The 15,765-nt window shown below is 66.0% G+C and carries 17 protein-coding genes; 14 read left to right on the top strand and 3 right to left on the bottom strand.

The annotated features are described in order from the left end of the window. The first annotated feature begins 136 nt into the window (after positions 1–136). The 3 genes from pqqA to D0B32_RS05895 all read left to right on the top strand — a co-directional run bounded on the left by pqqA (position 137) and on the right by D0B32_RS05895 (position 1,699). Entirely contained in the window at positions 137–211 is a 75-nt protein-coding gene (gene pqqA / locus D0B32_RS05905) for a pyrroloquinoline quinone precursor peptide PqqA (protein ID WP_013342881.1), read from the top strand. Positions 212–312: 101 nt separating this feature from the next. Beyond that, the gene (locus D0B32_RS05900) at positions 313–912 is read left to right on the top strand and encodes a DUF447 domain-containing protein (protein ID WP_117332704.1); all 600 of its coding nucleotides are present in this window, start codon (positions 313–315) and stop codon (positions 910–912) included. 43 nt (positions 913–955) lie between these two features. Further along, positions 956–1,699 carry a (5-formylfuran-3-yl)methyl phosphate synthase gene (locus D0B32_RS05895; protein ID WP_117332703.1) on the top strand — a complete coding sequence of 248 codons (744 nt, stop codon included), beginning with the start codon at positions 956–958 and terminating at the stop codon, positions 1,697–1,699. Between the two features lie 29 nt (positions 1,700–1,728). On the opposite strand, the gene D0B32_RS05890 is transcribed toward D0B32_RS05895, so the two are convergent. The 3 genes from D0B32_RS05890 to D0B32_RS05880 all read right to left on the bottom strand — a co-directional run bounded on the left by D0B32_RS05890 (position 1,729) and on the right by D0B32_RS05880 (position 4,694). Next, on the bottom strand, positions 1,729–2,319 hold the full coding sequence (locus D0B32_RS05890) for an aspartate kinase (protein WP_117332702.1): 591 nt from the start codon (positions 2,317–2,319) through the stop codon (positions 1,729–1,731). 84 nt (positions 2,320–2,403) lie between these two features. Next, entirely contained in the window at positions 2,404–3,549 is a 1,146-nt protein-coding gene (locus D0B32_RS05885; protein ID WP_117333477.1) for a hydantoinase/oxoprolinase family protein, read from the bottom strand. 50 nt (positions 3,550–3,599) lie between these two features. Next, complete coding sequence (locus D0B32_RS05880; RefSeq protein WP_117332701.1) at positions 3,600–4,694, bottom strand: ATP-grasp domain-containing protein; 1,095 nt, start codon at positions 4,692–4,694, stop codon at positions 3,600–3,602. Between the two features lie 14 nt (positions 4,695–4,708). Between D0B32_RS05880 and D0B32_RS05875 the strand changes: the two genes are divergently transcribed. The 11 genes from D0B32_RS05875 to pqqE all read left to right on the top strand — a co-directional run bounded on the left by D0B32_RS05875 (position 4,709) and on the right by pqqE (position 15,754). Further along, complete coding sequence (locus D0B32_RS05875; protein ID WP_117332700.1) at positions 4,709–5,482, top strand: HisA/HisF-related TIM barrel protein; 774 nt, start codon at positions 4,709–4,711, stop codon at positions 5,480–5,482. A 316-nt stretch (positions 5,483–5,798) separates the two neighbouring features. After that, positions 5,799–7,151 (top strand): formylmethanofuran dehydrogenase, encoded by a 1,353-nt coding sequence (locus D0B32_RS05870; RefSeq protein WP_117333476.1) that lies wholly within the window; start codon positions 5,799–5,801, stop codon positions 7,149–7,151. Beyond that, positions 7,148–8,860 (top strand): formylmethanofuran dehydrogenase subunit A, encoded by a 1,713-nt coding sequence (locus D0B32_RS05865; RefSeq protein ID WP_117332699.1) that lies wholly within the window; start codon positions 7,148–7,150, stop codon positions 8,858–8,860. The genes D0B32_RS05870 and D0B32_RS05865 overlap by 4 nt, the downstream gene beginning before the upstream one ends. Positions 8,861–8,959: 99 nt before the next feature. Continuing rightward, positions 8,960–9,931 (top strand): formylmethanofuran--tetrahydromethanopterin N-formyltransferase, encoded by a 972-nt coding sequence (gene fhcD, locus D0B32_RS05860; RefSeq protein WP_117332698.1) that lies wholly within the window; start codon positions 8,960–8,962, stop codon positions 9,929–9,931. Continuing rightward, entirely contained in the window at positions 9,928–10,773 is an 846-nt protein-coding gene (locus tag D0B32_RS05855) for a formylmethanofuran dehydrogenase subunit C (RefSeq protein WP_117332697.1), read from the top strand. Before fhcD ends, D0B32_RS05855 begins: the two co-directional genes overlap by 4 nt. A gap of 85 nt (positions 10,774–10,858) precedes the next feature. Further along, complete coding sequence (locus D0B32_RS05850; protein ID WP_117332696.1) at positions 10,859–11,431, top strand: cytochrome b; 573 nt, start codon at positions 10,859–10,861, stop codon at positions 11,429–11,431. After that, entirely contained in the window at positions 11,428–12,426 is a 999-nt protein-coding gene (locus tag D0B32_RS05845) for an alpha/beta fold hydrolase (RefSeq protein WP_117332695.1), read from the top strand. The genes D0B32_RS05850 and D0B32_RS05845 overlap by 4 nt, the downstream gene beginning before the upstream one ends. Next, complete coding sequence (pqqB, locus tag D0B32_RS05840) at positions 12,423–13,334, top strand: pyrroloquinoline quinone biosynthesis protein PqqB (RefSeq protein ID WP_117332694.1); 912 nt, start codon at positions 12,423–12,425, stop codon at positions 13,332–13,334. Before D0B32_RS05845 ends, pqqB begins: the two co-directional genes overlap by 4 nt. Before the next feature lie 137 nt (positions 13,335–13,471). Then, positions 13,472–14,242 carry a pyrroloquinoline-quinone synthase PqqC gene (pqqC, locus tag D0B32_RS05835; RefSeq protein WP_117332693.1) on the top strand — a complete coding sequence of 257 codons (771 nt, stop codon included), beginning with the start codon at positions 13,472–13,474 and terminating at the stop codon, positions 14,240–14,242. Beyond that, positions 14,239–14,529 (top strand): pyrroloquinoline quinone biosynthesis peptide chaperone PqqD, encoded by a 291-nt coding sequence (gene pqqD / locus D0B32_RS05830; protein ID WP_117332692.1) that lies wholly within the window; start codon positions 14,239–14,241, stop codon positions 14,527–14,529. Before pqqC ends, pqqD begins: the two co-directional genes overlap by 4 nt. Before the next feature lie 4 nt (positions 14,530–14,533). After that, positions 14,534–15,754, top strand: a complete 1,221-nt coding sequence (gene pqqE, locus D0B32_RS05825; RefSeq protein ID WP_117332691.1) for a pyrroloquinoline quinone biosynthesis protein PqqE — start codon at positions 14,534–14,536, stop codon at positions 15,752–15,754. Positions 15,755–15,765: the final 11 nt, after the last annotated feature.

Genomic DNA, 15,765 nt, shown 5'->3' with positions numbered 1-15,765 from the left:
GCGGCGCGGCAATACGCAACCCACGCTGCGGCATGCAAATCCCGGCATGGAGCTTGCATAGATTCTTTCGCCAATGAAGTCCGGCACCACGCTGGGCCGACGGCGCAACGCTGTACTGACACAGGAGGAAGCACCTATGCAGTGGACCACTCCGAGCTACACCGATATGCGTTTTGGTTTTGAAATCACGATGTATATCGCTACGCGTTAAGCCCGCGCGGGCCGCGCCACGCGGCCCTTCTGCGGATTCCTGTATTAATCGCTAGTTGAACGGCCGGCCTTTCGGCGCTGCCAGGACACGCGTTCCCATCCATGATTCACGAAACGATCGTCACCACGGCAGCGTGCGATGGCCGTCCTCATATCGCGCCGATGGGAGCCCGCTACGAAGAGGATTGCGTCATCCTCTCGCCTTTTCGTCCGTCCGTGACGCTCGACAATATCCTCGCATCGCATTGCGCGGTGCTGAACTTCACCACCGACGTGCGCGTCTTCGCCGGTTGCGTCACGCATTGCGCCAGTGAGTGGCCGACCCTTGCGGCGAGCCGCGTCGCGGGCGTGCGGCTCGCTGCGTCGCTCGCGCACGCCGAGTATGAACTCGTCGACGTGCGCGACGACAAGGAGCGCCCGGTGCTGCGCCTGCAATGCGTGCACCGCGAAACCCATGCGCCATTCGCGGGTTTCAATCGTGCTCAGGCCGCCGTGGTGGAAGGCGCGATTCTGGTGAGCCGTCTTTTCATGCTGCCGCCGGAAAAGGTAGACCGCGAAATGGCCTACCTGCAGATCGCCATCGACAAAACCGCCGGCGAAGCCGAACGCATCGCCTGGGGGTGGCTCACCGCCGCCATTGCGCGGTATCGCGAGGGCCTCGGTTCTGCCGGCGGCTCGAGCGCCGAACTCGTTTCGCACTAGTCTGTCCTCTCTGTAGTCTGTCCCGTCTTTTCGGAGAATCTCCATGACCGCATTGCTCGCGAGCGTCCGCTCGGACGACGAGGCATTCGACGCCGCCCAGGCCGGCGCCGAACTGATCGACCTGAAGGAGCCAAACGAAGGCGCGCTCGGCGCCCTCTCCATTAGCGACATGACACGGATTGCCCGGCAGTTGCGCGCACGTTATCCGGTCAAGCCGATCAGCGCGACGATTGGCGACGTCGCGGCGGACGCGCACGATGAGATCGCCGCACGCGTCATCGAAGTGAGCGATGCCGGGGTGGACTACGTGAAGGTGGGGGTCATGCCCGGCCCTTCGGCGCGGCGCTGCCTCGAACAACTGGCCAATCTGCCGGCGGCGGTCGTGCCGGTGCTGCTGTGCGACGGTGGGATGGATGGCGAACTAGTGGCCTATGCGGCCACGCTCGGCTTCGTGGGCATCATGTTCGACACCGCCGGCAAGGACGGCAGCAATCTGTTCGATCACGTGGATAGCGGCACGCTCGCGCAATGGCTGCGGCTCACGCGGGCGCGGGGCGGCATGAGCGGCATCGCAGGGTCACTCGGCTGGGCACAGTTCGAGCAGATCCGCGCGCTCGCCCCGGACGTGGCGGGTTTTCGCACTGCCCTGTGCGTGGATGGACGTCGCTCGCGGCTCGATCCGCAGCGCGTCACGCAATGGGCCGCTGCGCTGCATGGTCCAGCGCGTTCTTTGGGCAGCGTGGCCGGCGCGGCAGATGCAGCCGGCGCGGGAGCGGCGCGTATTTGAAGCCTCGCGGTAAAGCAGAAGCAACGCCGCTACGTGACCGGCATATTCAATAGCCGGTCACGCATCGACGCGACATTGTCCTTGTTGAACAGCTCGACCACGTAGTTGGCTTCACTCACGTAGTCGACGAAACGGCGATCGACCACGCCCGCTGCTGCCAGGGTTTCGAGCCGCTCGTTCTCGGGAATCGGGCAGGACTTCACCACGATCAGGCGCTCGGCGTTGAGCATGGTGGAAAGCCACGCGGCAAGGCTGTCCGAGGTGGTGTCCCAGTTGCTCATCGCATCCGGCGTGTCGCGCATCAGCGCAGTGGGCACCCAGACTGCGATGTGACCGTCACGCAGCGCGCGGCGGATTTTCGCCTCACTCGACGCCAGCACGAGTTCAGGCACGATGCCCTGCATGAGAATCGCGTACTGCGTCATGGCGAGCAGACACATGTTGTGCGCGGCGAGGTCGTCGAAGCGCCACTCGCTCTGGTATTGGCGCACCTTGTCCGCAAAATCGCCGCCACCGGGCACGATGACGATGCGTCCGCCGCCCACTTCGCACAACTCGGTGAGCCATTGCCGCAACATCGGCTCGTGACTCAGGCTGCCCCCGATCTTGACCACCCACATGATCGTTGTCCTCATGTCCGCTCGTTGCAGTGCGCGTTCCGCACACGCCTTGACGCCTGGTAGCGCGGCCTCGAATCTGGCGCCTCAAGCTGCCCGTGCTGCTGCACTTGCTCCCGCGCTGCGTACCTCGCCATGACCAGCCGCAGCAAGCAACGCAACCGCGACACTCGGCGCACATGTCGCAGCCCAATCCTGCTGACTTGCGGGCACGCCGGCCAGCACGCCGAAATCAATGTACTCGCACGCCTCCACATTCTCCGCATTCTGTCCCAATGCGCCCGCCAATGCCGCCACGAGGAAGCGCCCACAGCCCGCGCCGACCAGCGGCGCACCGGCAAGCTCAGGATGCGCCGCCACGACGCGTGCGAGATTCACGCCAATCTCGTGCAACTGCAAGGCGCGCCAACGTTGCGCAAACGCGCGCCACGCTTGAGCGCTCGCCTCGTGCGCATCGCGGCCAATCATGCGCGCGATCCGCGTGCGGCTTGCCGCTTCCGTCTTCGGTCCTTGATCGGCGCTCGGATGCGCGTCGTAGTGCGGGGCGAGTTCGCCTGTGAGGCGGTAGACGTCCGCCGTGGTGGCAAACCACTCGTTCATCACGTTGACCGCCGTGCCCGCGAATTCGATGCGCTGCGCGAGGCCGCACAGCGGCGTGCGGACCACACCCTGATAGACGAGTTCGCCCGTGGCGAGCCGTCCTGCGTCCGTGCTGGCGCGTGCGGCGACGCTGCCCGCCGAGACCGGAATGATGTCCGTGGTGGTGCTGCCGATGTCGATCAGCAACGCATGCGGCACGCGGGTCGCGACCCAGCGTGCGGTGGCCAGCCAGTTGGCCGAGGCGACGCTGCGCCAGGCCGCTGCGCAATCCTGCGCGGCGAGCCAGCCGGCGTCGCCTGCATAGAATCGCAAGCGTGCGCCGAGCCGCCGCGCCAACGCGGCTGCAATGGCTTCTACGCCATGCGCGCGGTCTTCGAACAGGTCGACCATCTCGCCGGTCATCGTCACCGCGTGTTGTGCGGCGTCACTGTCTGCGTCCGGCCAGCGCGCGAATACTGAGTCGATGGTGCGCTCCAGATGATCGAGTCCCTGCCATAGCGGACACGCCCATTGGGCGACCTCGACGATAGCGCCGCTCGCATCGGTCCTCGACACCTTCACGTGCGCACCGCCGACATCCCAGCCGAACACCGCTACACCCTGGCGTATTGCATCGCCCACGTGAGCGGCCATGTCGACGCCAGGGTTCCTGGCCGGACTCTGCGCGGCGCGGATCGCATCGCTCACGGTTGCACCCCGCACGCCGATTGCTCAGGTTCCGCCGGCTCCACCGCTCCTGACACTTGCGTCGATCCCGCGCCCGCCTTGCGCGCCGCCTTGCCGCATCGGTCGAGGCGCACACCGTGCGCCGCCAGCAGCGTGCGCGCGAGATCACCGCCGAGCGTCGTGGACAGCCCCGCATACGCCACCGTCAAACGTGGATTGACCTCGATCACCACCGGGCCACGCGTGGGATGCCACACCACGTCGATGCCCACGAAGCCGCGCAGTCCCGGCAATGCCTGCGCCACGCGCGCCGCGAGATCGGCGAGTCGCGCGCCCTCGTCGCCGGCCAGCTCGATCTGGTTCACCGTCACGCCGTCGAATTCGACGATGCGCGGTTGCCCCGCCGCCGCGCCTTCGCTCAAACTGATCTGCTGCCGGTTGATGCTGACGAGTTCGACGCCCTCGCTGCGGCAGATCAGTGAAAGGCTGAGCGGCTCGCCTTCCACCCACGCCTGTAGCACGGGTTTGCGTCCAGCGGCCGCGCGTGCGTCATATTCGATGCAGGCGTCGGCGAAGCGGTCGAACACGAAGGTATCGAGACCGCCCGCGCCGTCATCCGGTTTGACGACCCAGCGGCCGTCCTGCTGTGCGTCGTTTTCGCCCGGTTCGACAGCGGGGGTGGTGGAAATACCGTGTGCCGCGAGGCATGCGGCGGTCGCGCTCTTGCTGGACGTCACACGAATGGATTCCTTCGAACAGCCAAGCCAGCGCGCCGCGCCCACCGCATCGTAGAGTTGCAGCAGCAGCCCGTCGCACTCCGGCGCGATGATCCAGGCGTGATCGTGTTCACGCGCCGCGCGCGCGACGAAGGCCGTCATGGATTCCCCTTGCCGCGCCCTACAATGAGCCAGCGTGGGGTCGACGCTCTCGAAGCGCGAACTGGCGAAGCTCACGTCCACGCCGTCGAGTTCGCGCAGGTCGTTCACCAGCGCGTCGCGCATCAGCCGGCCTTCGACGATCAGGGCGCTCAGGTCGGCGAGGCTTCCGGCATCCGCATGGTCTGGGTCAATGCCGCCGCCGGTGAGATACTCGAACACAAAGATCTTGGTCAAAGGAACGCGCCCCCATGCAGGTGATACCGGTTCTCGATCTGCTCGACGGCCACGTGGTCCGCGCGGTGCGCGGCGAGCGGACCGCCTATCAACCCGTCCGCTCATCGCTCGCCGCCGGCAGCGAGCCGCTTCAAATCGCCCGCGCGCTGCTCGCTGCCAGCGGCGCCCAGACGCTCTATATCGCCGATCTCGGCGCGATCCTCCAGCAAGGCGCCCATGTCGAGACGCTCGCTGCCCTGCGTGCCGCGCTACCCGGCACTGAAATCTGGCTCGATGCCGGCTACGCCGACTACGCGACGATGCAGGCGCTGTTCGCGCGCATCGACGCGGCCGGTGAACACATCCAGCGCTCCGATGACATTCGACCTGCCACGCTCACACCCGTGTTCGGCAGCGAGTCGTTGCACGAGCTCGATGCGCTACGCACTGCCGAATCTGCCGGGCTCGCTCCGATCCTCTCGCTCGATCACCGCGCCGGCCGCCTGCTCACCGCGAACTCATCCACGCGTTTCACCACGCTCGAAGACACCCGCGCATGGTGGCCGCGCAGGGTGATCGCGATGACGCTCGATCAGGTGGGCAGCTACGACGGCCCTGACCTCGCCACCCTGCAACGCATCCAGCATCTCGCCCCGCCGCATACTGCCGTGATCGGCGCGGGCGGCATCCGCAATCAGGACGACATGACGAGCGCGGCGCACAGCGGCGCAACGGCCTGGCTGGTGGCGTCCGCGCTGCATGATCGCCAGATCGGCATGGCTGACGCCGCGGCCCTCCGGGGGAGCTGATACAAATTCCATGCCAATCGCCGCAGAGGGCGTAACGAGAATGAAGTGACAGGCAAGCGTCGCGCTTGGTGACACTCTGCTCCAGAACGATACACAACCTGTACAGCGCCGCGCGTCGCGGAGGTCCGTTGCGTGGCGGAGAAACGCGCGGCCAGATCACGCGCGCCTTTGTCGATCTTCTCGAGCGCAAGGCTGCATGCGAGTCTTGCGATACGTTGCGCGCCGCACTGGCGCGACTTGATCAATGGCGGCATGGGTCGGAGTCGCGAGGAGTCGCAAGGCGTCGATCGGCATGGAGCTTGCTAAAAGCACGGCCATGCACCTTTCGCCGACCGACGCATCGCCCACCCACCCACCCATCGCGGCCACGCCTCCTGCGTCGTCGATCACGCACGACTGGACCTGTCCGTTCTGCCCGCTGCTGTGCGACGACCTCGTGATCGAGGCGCACGGCGACGGCTCGCTCGCGGTGCCCGACACCGCGTGTCCACGGCTCGCGCAAGCACTCGCGTGCTTCACGGGCGTGGATGAAAAATGTCCGGCCAGCGTCGACGGCCACGAGACGGATCTCGACACGGCGCTCGCCAGCGCCGCTTCGTTGCTGGCCGACGCGCGCCGTCCCTTGTTCGGCGGCCTCAGCACGAATGTGGCCGGCGCCCGCGCGCTCTACGAACTGGCCGCGGGCTGCGGCGCCATCCTCGATCATCTGCACGGCGACGCGCTGAGTGCCGGCACGCTTGCCTTGCAGGATCGCGGCGCATTCTTCACCACGCTTTCCGAAGTGCGCACGCGCGCCGACCTGCTGGTGTTTTTCGGTTGCCAGCCGTCGCAACGTTACCCGCGTTTCTTCACGCGCATGCTGGACGGCACGCAGCACGAGCGCCAACTCGTGTTCGTCGGGTGCGCGCCGGACCCGGCCGCGAGCGGCTTTGCGCAAGCGCACTGCGAAGCGATTCTTCCGGACACCGATCCGTTCGACACGCTCGCGCTATGGTCCGCGCTGTGCGAAGGACGCGCGCCAGACGCGCTGCCCCACGATCACACCGGCGCAGCCGACGCTCTCGCCGGCCTGCAGGCACGCATTGCCGCCGCGCGCTATACCGTGGTGGTCTACGAGCCCGCGGCGTTGCCCGCTCCGCATGCGGCCCTGCTGATCGAGGCGCTGCATCGCATCGTCAAGAGCGCGAATCGCGAGGTGCGTGCCGCCTGTCTGGCACTCGGCGGCGACGATGGCGCGCTGACCGTCAACCAGACCGTCACGTGGCTCGCGGGTCTGCCGCTGCGCACGCGTGTTTCGATGCCCGCGCGCAACGCTGGCGGTGAGGCGCTCGACTACGATCCGTACCGTTATCGCACCGCGCGGCTGCTGGCCAACGGCGAAGTGGACGCGCTGCTGTGGGTTGCGAGCTTTGCGCCACCGGCCTGGCCGCAGGCGCTGGATCAAACCCTGCCGGCGATCGTGCTCGGGCATCCCGCGCTGGCCGCGACGGCAAAGGCGCGTGGCCCCCATACCGTGTTCATACCGGTGGCCACGCCCGGGATCGACAGCAGTGGTCATCTGTTTCGCGTCGACACGTCAGTCGTGTTGCCGCTCGCCGCAGCGCGCGGCGCCGCGCTGCCTTCGGTGGCCGAGATCGCCACGCGGCTCGCCGCACAGGGCCAGCCATGAGTCTCATCAGACTCAAGGGCGGCACGCTCTTCGATCCGGCCAACGGCGTGAATGGCGAGCGGCGCGATCTGGCCTTCCGCGACGGCCGCATCGTCGACGAACCCGCCAGCACGCCCGCCGAGCACGAGTACGACGCCACCGGCATGATCGTGATGGCAGGCGGCATCGATCTGCACTCGCATATTGGCGGCGGCAAGACCAATCTGTCGCGCCTGCTGCTGCCCGAGGATCATCGCGACGATTCCGCGCGCAACCCTGCGTACGAGGCAGTGCAGGATTCAAACGGCCGCTACCTGCGCCTGCCCTCGTGCGGCGTCTGCACGCCAGGCACGCTCGCCACCGGCTACCGCTACGCCGAAATGGGCTACACAGCCGCGTTCGAACCGGCCATGATGCCGTCCAACGCGCGCCACACGCACCTCGAAATGGGCGACACGCCGATCATCGATCACGGCGCCTACGTGATGCTCGGCAACGACGAGCTGTTCCTGCAGATGCTCGCCGCCCGCGACGATTTCGAGCGGCTGCGCGATTACATCGGCTGGACCATTCACGCCAGCAAGGCGCTCGGCGTGAAAGTCGTCAATCCGGGCGGCATCTCGGCCTTCAAGTTCAACCAGCGCTCGCTGAATGTCGACGAGCCGCATGTGCACTACGGCATCACGCCACGCGAGGTGCTGCACACGCTGTCGCGCGCCTTGACGGAGCTGCGTGTACCGCATCCGCTGCATGTGCATGCGAGCAATCTCGGCGTGCCCGGCAACCTCGATTCGACCATTGCGACGATGGATGCCGCCGACGGCCTGCCCATCCATCTCACGCATATCCAGTTTCATAGCTACGGCACCGAGGGTCCGCAGAAATTCTCGTCGGGCGCCCGGCAGATCGCCGAAGCGGTGAATGCACGGCCCAACGTGTCGATCGACGTCGGCCAGATCATCTTCGGCCAGACTGTCACGGCTTCCGGCGACACCATGATGCAGTTCCGCAACGCGCCACTCGCGCGGCCGCACAAATGGGTGCTGGGCGACATTGAATGCGACGCGGGCTGCGGCGTGGTGCCGTTCCGCTATCGCGAGCAGAGCTATGTGAATGCGCTGCAATGGATCATCGGGCTCGAAATCTTCCTGCTGGTGGAGGACCCGTGGCGCGTCGCGATGACGACCGATCATCCGAACGGCGGCCCGTTCACGAGCTATCCGCATCTGATCCGTCTCTTGATGGACAAGTCGTTTCGCGACGAGCAGCTTGCGAAGCTCAACGCCGACGCCCAGGTGGCCAGCACCCTGTCGCAGTTGCAACGCGAATTCACGCTGTACGAGATCGCCATCATCACGCGGGCGGGACCGGCGCGTCTGCTGGGCCTGCGCGATCGCGGCCATCTCGGCGTGGGCGCGGCGGCGGACATCGCCGTGTACCGCGACGAGCCGGACCGCGAACGCATGTTCACTTCGCCCGCGTACGTGTTCAAGGACGGTACGCTAGTGGCGCGCGACGGCACCCTCGTCGCCACGCCCACGGGTGGCATCCATTACGTTGCGCCGGAATTCGACCGCGGCATCGAGAAGACGGTGCGCGCCTATAGCGACAGCAACCTCGCCACCCGCTTCACGCACGCCGCCATCAGCGACGACGAGATTTGCCAGTGCTGTCGCGGCGGGAAGTTGTTGTCGGTGGAATGTCTGACGAGCAGTCTGGCAAGCGGATAGTTTGGAAGTCCAGAATAACCAGGTAAAACGGAAACGCCGGGAAAACCCGCACAAGCCTGCCGAAAACCCGAGGTTCCGCACGAGGTAAAACCGCATACGATGAGTGACACGGCGACCCTGACGATCAACGGCACCACGATCGACGCCACCTTCGCGGAAGCGTTTCCGATGAAGGCGACCCGGCTCGTCATCACCGCCCACACGCCAGCCTGGGCGATGCACGCCGCCACTTCGCTCACCGGTTTTGCGACCTCGGTGATCGGCTGCGGCTGCGAAGCCGGCATCGAAGCCACGCTGAGCGCGGACGCTACGCCCGATGGCCGGCCCGGCGTCGCGGTGCTGCTGTTCGCGGTGTCGTCGAAAGAACTGGCGAAGCAGATCGAGCGGCGCGTCGGGCAATGCGTGCTCACCTGTCCGACCACGGCCGTGTACGGCGGCATCTTCGCCGAGACGAGCCGCGCTCCGCTCTCGGATCGCGCGCCGCTCGGCGCCGCGCTGCGTTTTTTCGGCGACGGCTGGCAGATTTCGAAAATGCTCGGCACGACGCGTTACTGGCGCGTGCCGGTGATGGACGGCGAATTCGTCTGCGAAGAGAGCGCGCTCACCGTCAAGGCCGTGGGCGGCGGCAACCTGATTCTGCTGGCGCGCCATATCGATGCCGCGCTCGCCGCCGCCGAAGCCGCCGTGGCGGCGATGCGGCGTCTGCCGAACGTGATCATGCCGTTTCCGGGCGGCGTCGTGCGCTCGGGATCGAAGGTCGGCTCGAAGTACAAAGGCGCGAGCGCATCCACCAACGACGCGTTCTGCCCCACCCTCACGGGCCTCTCCGCGCGCAGCGAGCTGAGCGCGGAAGTGGGCAGCGTGCTCGAAATCGTGATTGACGGGCTCACGGATGCGGACGTCAGCGCGGCGATGACCGCCGGCATGGCGGCCGCCACGGGCATCGGTCGCGCGGCGGGCCTGCTGCGGATTTCAGCGGGCAATTACGGCGGCAAACTGGGCCCGTACCACTTTCATCTGCGCGAGCTCGCAGCGGGGCTCGCGGCGGACCTCGACGGGAGCCACGCATGAGCGTTCGCATCACGCTGCGGGTCAGGACGGCGCCGGGCTTTCGCGTCGACGCCTCCGCCTTGCTGCCAGTGCCCCTGGCAGCCATGACGGTGGCGCAGATCGAGGGTATCGTGCTGTCAGCAGGTCACGACTCGTGCAAGGTGGGCGACGTATTCGACGTCACGCGCAGCGACAGTCCCACTGCAGACGAAACGCCCGACGCGGGTGCAACGCTGGTCATCGAAAACGCGGCAGCGTGGCTGGATCGCGTCGGCGCGCGCATGACGGAAGGCCACCTCATGGTGCAAGGAGCGGCAGGCGACTACAGCGGTTTCCAGATGACCGGCGGCGTATTGCAGATCGAGGGCGATGCGGGTCACTTCACGGGCTGCGAAATGCGCGGCGGCCGCCTGACGGTGACCGGTCATAACGGCGACTTTGCCGCCGGGGCGCTCGCGGGCGACATGGAGGGCATGACGGGCGGCACGCTCATCATTCACGGCAACACCGGGGCGCGACTCGCGGATCGCATGCACCGCGGCCTCGTGCTGGTGGGCGGCAATGCGGGCGATTTTGCTGCGGCGCGTCTGGTGGCGGGCACCATTGGGATTGCGGGCGAAGTGGGCGCGCATTATGCATACGGTATGCGGCGCGGCACGCTGCTTCTGGCGCGGCGCCCCACGCACGTGCCGACCACCTTCACCGAAGGTGGACGCGGCTTCGACGTGTTCTGGGCGCTGCTCGTGCGCAGTCTTGCCGAGGAAATAGCGCCGTTTTCGCACTGGCGCGATGCAGCCTTACCAACGCGCTACGCGGGCGATCTCGCGGTGGATGGCCGCGGCGAAATACTGGTCATGAACTAGCCGCCGTATCCCGCAACGCCGTGACACAGGCAGTCCCGCGATTACGCAAGATTCAAAGAAACATCGGATAACGAAGGAGACAGGCATGACGTTGGCGCATTCCCCGCCCGCATCACCCACATCACCCACCGGCGCACCGGTGGCGCGTTATGCGGGCACGATGATCCTGCTGCACTGGCTGATTGCGCTCGGCATCATCGGCCTGCTCGCGCTCGGGCTGTATATGGTCGGCTTGCCCAAAGGTTTGCCGCTCAAGGGGACGCTGCTCAACCTTCACAAGTCGGTGGGACTGACGGTTTTCCTGCTGGTGCTTCTTCGCATCATGGCGCGTGTGGCCCTCCACCGGCCGCCCTTGCCGCCGATGCGACCGTGGCAACGCGCCGCCGCGCGCATCACGCAGGGCCTTTTATACGTAGCAATGGTCGCGATGCCGCTGTGCGGCTATCTCGGTTCGTCGTTCAACCGCTTTGGCACGCGCTTCTGGGGTTTGCCGCTGCCGCAATGGGGCTGGGACGACGCCGGCCTGCGCACGCTGTTCTTCGGTTTGCATCAGGCCATCGGCTACGCGCTCATCGTGCTGATTGCGCTGCACGTGGCCGGCGCCATCAAGCATCAGTGGATCGATCGCGACAATCTGCTCGCGAGGATGCTGCCATGACGCGGGACGCCTCGATGACGCACGGCACGCTGCGCACGCGCGATGGACATCGCGTGGCGTATGCAGTTGCGGGTGCGGTGGATGGCGTGCCGGTGGTCGTGCTGCATGGCGGACCCGGCAGCGGCAGTCAACCGGGCGTGCTGCGGCTGTTCGACCTCACGCGCTTCCGGATCGTGATGATCGACCAGCGCGGCACGGGTGCCTCGACGCCGCACGGCAGCGTGCGCCGTAACCGCACGGATCGCCTTGTTGAGGATATCGAAGCGATCCGCACGCGGCTTGGCTTCGAGCATTGGGGCGTGCTGGGCGGCTCATGGGGCGCCGCGCTCGCGCTCGCCTATGCGGGCACGCATCCACAAGCCGTGACGGGCGTCGTGCTGCGCGGCCTGTTTCTCACCTCGACGCGCGAGGTGCGCGGCCTGTTCGTCACTTCGCGCAAGCGCGCGCTAGGCGCATGGTCGCGGTTGTATGACGCGGCGCACAGCGATCGCCCTGATGCGTTGCTCGCCTGCTGCCATGCGCTTTTGCAACCGCGCGGCCACGCCGACGCAACGCGCCAACATAAACTTGCGCGCGCGTGGCGCAGCTATGAAAACGCCGTGCTCGCGAGTGCTTCCTCTCACCGCTCGCGACCGTCTTTAACGAACAACACAGGCTCACGTCGAAACGCCCGCAAGCTGATCGGCAAGTACCGCATCCAGGCGCACTATCTGATGCATCGTTGCTGGCTCGGCGAAACCCGTCTGCTTGCGCTCGCCCGGCGCGCTGCGGCAGCCGGTGTGCCGATGGCCGCCGTGCATGGTTCGCGCGATCCGGTCTGCCCGCCGCGCAATCTGCAACGCCTGAGCCGCGCGGTGCCCACCGCACACGTCGAACGGGTGCGTGCCGGCCATCTGACCAGCGACCCGGCGCTGCACGCACGCGTGGCGCACGCACTCACGACGATGTTCCTTCCCACGGCTCACGAGGGGCGCTCGCTGCGCCGCGCGGCATGAAAATCAAGGTACTCGGCTCATCGGCAGGCGGCGGATTCCCGCAATGGAACTGCAATTGCCGCAATTGCGACGGCGTCAGGCGCGGCACCTTGAAGGCGACGCGCCGCACGCAGTCGTCCATTGCGGTGAGCGCGAACGGCGAGGACTGGCTGCTCGTCAACGCCTCCCCGGACCTGCTGGCGCAGATCGCTGCGCATCCCGAGTTGCAACCGGCACGCCGCGCGCGCGACAGCGGCATTGCCGCCGTGCTCGTCATGGATGCGCAGATCGATCACGTCACCGGCCTGTTGATGCTGCGTGAACGGGACACGCCATTGCCGCTCTATGCAACGGATGCGGTGTGGCAGGACCTGTGCAGCGGCTTTCCGGTCGCGCCGATTCTCTCGCACTACTGTGGTGTGGAGCATCGGCGGATCGCACTCGATGGCGCGCCACTCGTCGTCGATGCGCTCGACGGCGTGCAGATCGAAGCGCTGCCGCTCTCGAGCAAGGCGCCGCCTTATTCGCCGCATCGGCATGCTCCCGAACGGGGCGACAACATCGGCCTCGTCATCGCCAATCCGCACAGCGGCAAACGCGTGTTTTACGCGCCGGGGCTCGGTGCGATCGAGCCACATGTGCTCGCCGCCATGCGCGAGGCCGACCTGCTGCTGGTGGACGGCACGCTGTGGACCGGCGACGAAATGATCCGCCTCGGTCTTTCAAAGAAAACGGCTGCGGATATGGGCCATCTGCATCAATCCGGGCCGGGCGGCATGATCGAAGTGCTCGATCCGCTGGATGCGCGCAAGGTGCTCATCCATATCAACAACACCAATCCGATTCTCGTCGAGGACGGTCCCGAGCGCCGCATCCTGGCGGAGCACGGCATCGAAGTCGCCTACGACGGCTTGACGTTCGAATTATGAGGTTATGAGGTAAAGGGCACAGCTCAACAGCAAGGCCATGCAGTAGCTTGGGGAAACAAGGCAAGGCAAGGCACGGCAACGTAAAGCCATGAAACCGCAGTCGACAACATGGCCATGACGCAGACAACGGAGAGGGCATGAACGCGAAAGACACCGTAGGTACGGCGCACCCGCAGCAGGATCAGAACCCGGACCACCTCGGCAAAACCGGCGGCGACGAACAGGCCGCCTGGTCGCGCGAGGAATTCGAAGCCCAGTTGCGTGCAAAAGGCACGGCGTATCACATCCATCATCCGTTCAACGTAAAGATGAACAGCGGCGGTTGCTCGCGCGAGCAGATTCGCGGCTGGGTGGCCAATCGCTTTTACTATCAGATCAATATCCCGCTGAAGGATGCCGCCGTGCTGTCGAACTGCCCGGATCGCGAAACGCGCCGCCGCTGGGTGCTGCGCATTCTCGATCACGACGGCTACGGCGACGAAGAAGGCGGCATAGAAACGTGGGCCCGTCTTGGCGACGCCGTGGGCCTCTCGCGTGACGAATTGTGGTCGCTGAAATGGGTCACGCCCGGCGTGCGGTTTGCGGTGGACGCCTACGTGAATTTCGCGCGCCGCGCGCCGTGGCAGGAATCGGTGTGCTCGTCGCTCACGGAAATGTTCGCGCCGCAGGTGCATCGCGACCGGCTCGCCAGCTGGCCGGAACACTATCCGTGGATCGAGCCATCGGGCCTCGCGTATTTCCGTTCACGCATCACGCTTGCGCAGCGTGACGTGCAGCACGGGCTCGAAGTCACGCTCGCCCACTTCACGCGGCGCGAACAGCAGGAACGCGCGCTCGAGATCCTGCAATTCAAGCTCGACATTCTGTGGACCATGCTCGATTCGATTGAAAAGGCCTTTCCGCAATGAACGATCTGCCTCGCGCCGGCGGCGCCACCTCCACCGCCGATCGTCTGACGCTCAGCAAGCTGTTCCGCCTGCAATGGGAGCCTGCGCAGAACGCGCACGTGCTGCTCTATCCGGAAGGTATGGTGAAGCTCAACCAGAGCGCCGCGGAAATTCTCAAACGCTGCGACGGCACGCGCGACATGAACACGCTGATCGCCGATCTGGAGCAGGCGTTCAGCGCGACCGGACTCGGTCCCGAAGTGCGTGCCTTCGTCGCCGACGCGCAGTTGCGCGGCTGGCTGGAGTAGCGCGATGACCGATCTTTCCCAACCGGTTGCCAGCGGCGAAACCCAGCCCACGCCCGCGGGCGTCGCGCCACCGTTGTGGCTGCTCGCGGAGCTGACGTATCGCTGTCCGCTGCATTGCGCGTTCTGCTACAACCCGGTGGACTACACCGATCACAGCCGCGAACTCAGCACCGAACAGTGGCTTGACGTCTTACGTGAGGCACGTGCGCTGGGCGCCGCGCAACTCGGTTTTTCGGGTGGCGAGCCGCTCGTGCGCGACGACCTCGAAGTGCTGGTCGCCGAGGCGCGCAAACTCGGCTTCTACACGAATCTGATCACCTCCGGGGTCGGCCTCACTGAGCAACGCCTCGGCGATCTGAAGGCAGCCGGTCTCGATCATATCCAGTTGTCGTTTCAGGATTCGACCCAGCAACTCAACGACTTTCTGAGCAGTACCCGCACCTTCGATCTGAAGCAGCGGGTGGCCGCGTCGATCAAACGGCACGGCTTTCCGATGGTGCTCAATTGCGTGCTGCACCGCTACAACCTGCCCCACGTCGACAAGATCATCGACATGGCGCTGGCGATGGGCGCCGAATACCTGGAACTCGCGAATACGCAGTACTACGGCTGGGCGCATCACAACGAAGCGCAGTTGATGCCGACGCGCGAGCAGCTCGACGAAGCCGAAGCGGTGGTCGAACGCTACCGTCGCACGCACGGCGAGCGCTGCAAGATTTTCTTCGTGGTGCCGGATTATTTCGAGCGACGCCCGAAGCGCTGCATGAACGGCTGGGGTTCGGTCTTTCTCGGTGTCGCCCCGGATGGCGCGGCACTGCCCTGTCACGCGGCGCGCAGTTTGCCCGGTCTGGTGCTGCCGAACGTCAAGGAAACGCCGTTGCGCGAGATCTGGTACGAGAGCGATGCCTTCAACCGCTTTCGCGGCTTCGGCTGGATGAAGGAGCCGTGCCGCAGTTGCGACGAGAAGGAGCGCGATCTGGGCGGCTGCCGCTGCCAGGCGTATCTGCTCACCGGCGATCCCGCCAACGCCGACCCGGTTTGCGACAAGTCGCCCGCGCACGAGAGCGTGGTGAAACTCGTGAACGCAGCCCGGCTTGCGCCCGCCGCCACCGAAGCCCGCGAGCAACCCATCCTGTTTCGCAACGACGCCAATTCGCGCAAGCTCGCATCCAGCGCGCGCGGCAATCAGACAGTCAATACCAACACGAGCGGCCACGACCACTGAGGAGACTGACT

Source organism: Paraburkholderia sp. DHOC27 (genome assembly GCF_003429005.1).
Taxonomy (GTDB): Bacteria; Pseudomonadota; Gammaproteobacteria; order Burkholderiales; family Burkholderiaceae; genus Paraburkholderia.
Note: the sequence above shows the minus strand (reverse complement) of the source record. Positions and strands in the feature narration are given on the sequence as shown.

Excerpts from the sequence above, each read along its gene's own strand:
- D0B32_RS05900 (WP_117332704.1), top strand. The coding sequence starts at position 313 with ATGATTCACGAAACGATCGTCACCACGGCAGCGTGCGATGGCCGTCCT.
- D0B32_RS05895 (WP_117332703.1), top strand. The coding sequence starts at position 956 with ATGACCGCATTGCTCGCGAGCGTCCGCTCGGACGACGAGGCATTCGAC.
- D0B32_RS05890 (WP_117332702.1), bottom strand. The coding sequence starts at position 2,319 with ATGTGGGTGGTCAAGATCGGGGGCAGCCTGAGTCACGAGCCGATGTTG.
- D0B32_RS05885 (WP_117333477.1), bottom strand. The coding sequence starts at position 3,549 with ATGGCCGCTCACGTGGGCGATGCAATACGCCAGGGTGTAGCGGTGTTC.
- D0B32_RS05875 (WP_117332700.1), top strand. The coding sequence starts at position 4,709 with ATGCAGGTGATACCGGTTCTCGATCTGCTCGACGGCCACGTGGTCCGC.
- D0B32_RS05870 (WP_117333476.1), top strand. The coding sequence starts at position 5,799 with ATGCACCTTTCGCCGACCGACGCATCGCCCACCCACCCACCCATCGCG.
- D0B32_RS05865 (WP_117332699.1), top strand. The coding sequence starts at position 7,148 with ATGAGTCTCATCAGACTCAAGGGCGGCACGCTCTTCGATCCGGCCAAC.
- fhcD (WP_117332698.1), top strand. The coding sequence starts at position 8,960 with ATGAGTGACACGGCGACCCTGACGATCAACGGCACCACGATCGACGCC.
- D0B32_RS05855 (WP_117332697.1), top strand. The coding sequence starts at position 9,928 with ATGAGCGTTCGCATCACGCTGCGGGTCAGGACGGCGCCGGGCTTTCGC.
- D0B32_RS05850 (WP_117332696.1), top strand. The coding sequence starts at position 10,859 with ATGACGTTGGCGCATTCCCCGCCCGCATCACCCACATCACCCACCGGC.
- D0B32_RS05845 (WP_117332695.1), top strand. The coding sequence starts at position 11,428 with ATGACGCGGGACGCCTCGATGACGCACGGCACGCTGCGCACGCGCGAT.
- pqqB (WP_117332694.1), top strand. The coding sequence starts at position 12,423 with ATGAAAATCAAGGTACTCGGCTCATCGGCAGGCGGCGGATTCCCGCAA.
- pqqC (WP_117332693.1), top strand. The coding sequence starts at position 13,472 with ATGAACGCGAAAGACACCGTAGGTACGGCGCACCCGCAGCAGGATCAG.
- pqqD (WP_117332692.1), top strand. The coding sequence starts at position 14,239 with ATGAACGATCTGCCTCGCGCCGGCGGCGCCACCTCCACCGCCGATCGT.
- pqqE (WP_117332691.1), top strand. The coding sequence starts at position 14,534 with ATGACCGATCTTTCCCAACCGGTTGCCAGCGGCGAAACCCAGCCCACG.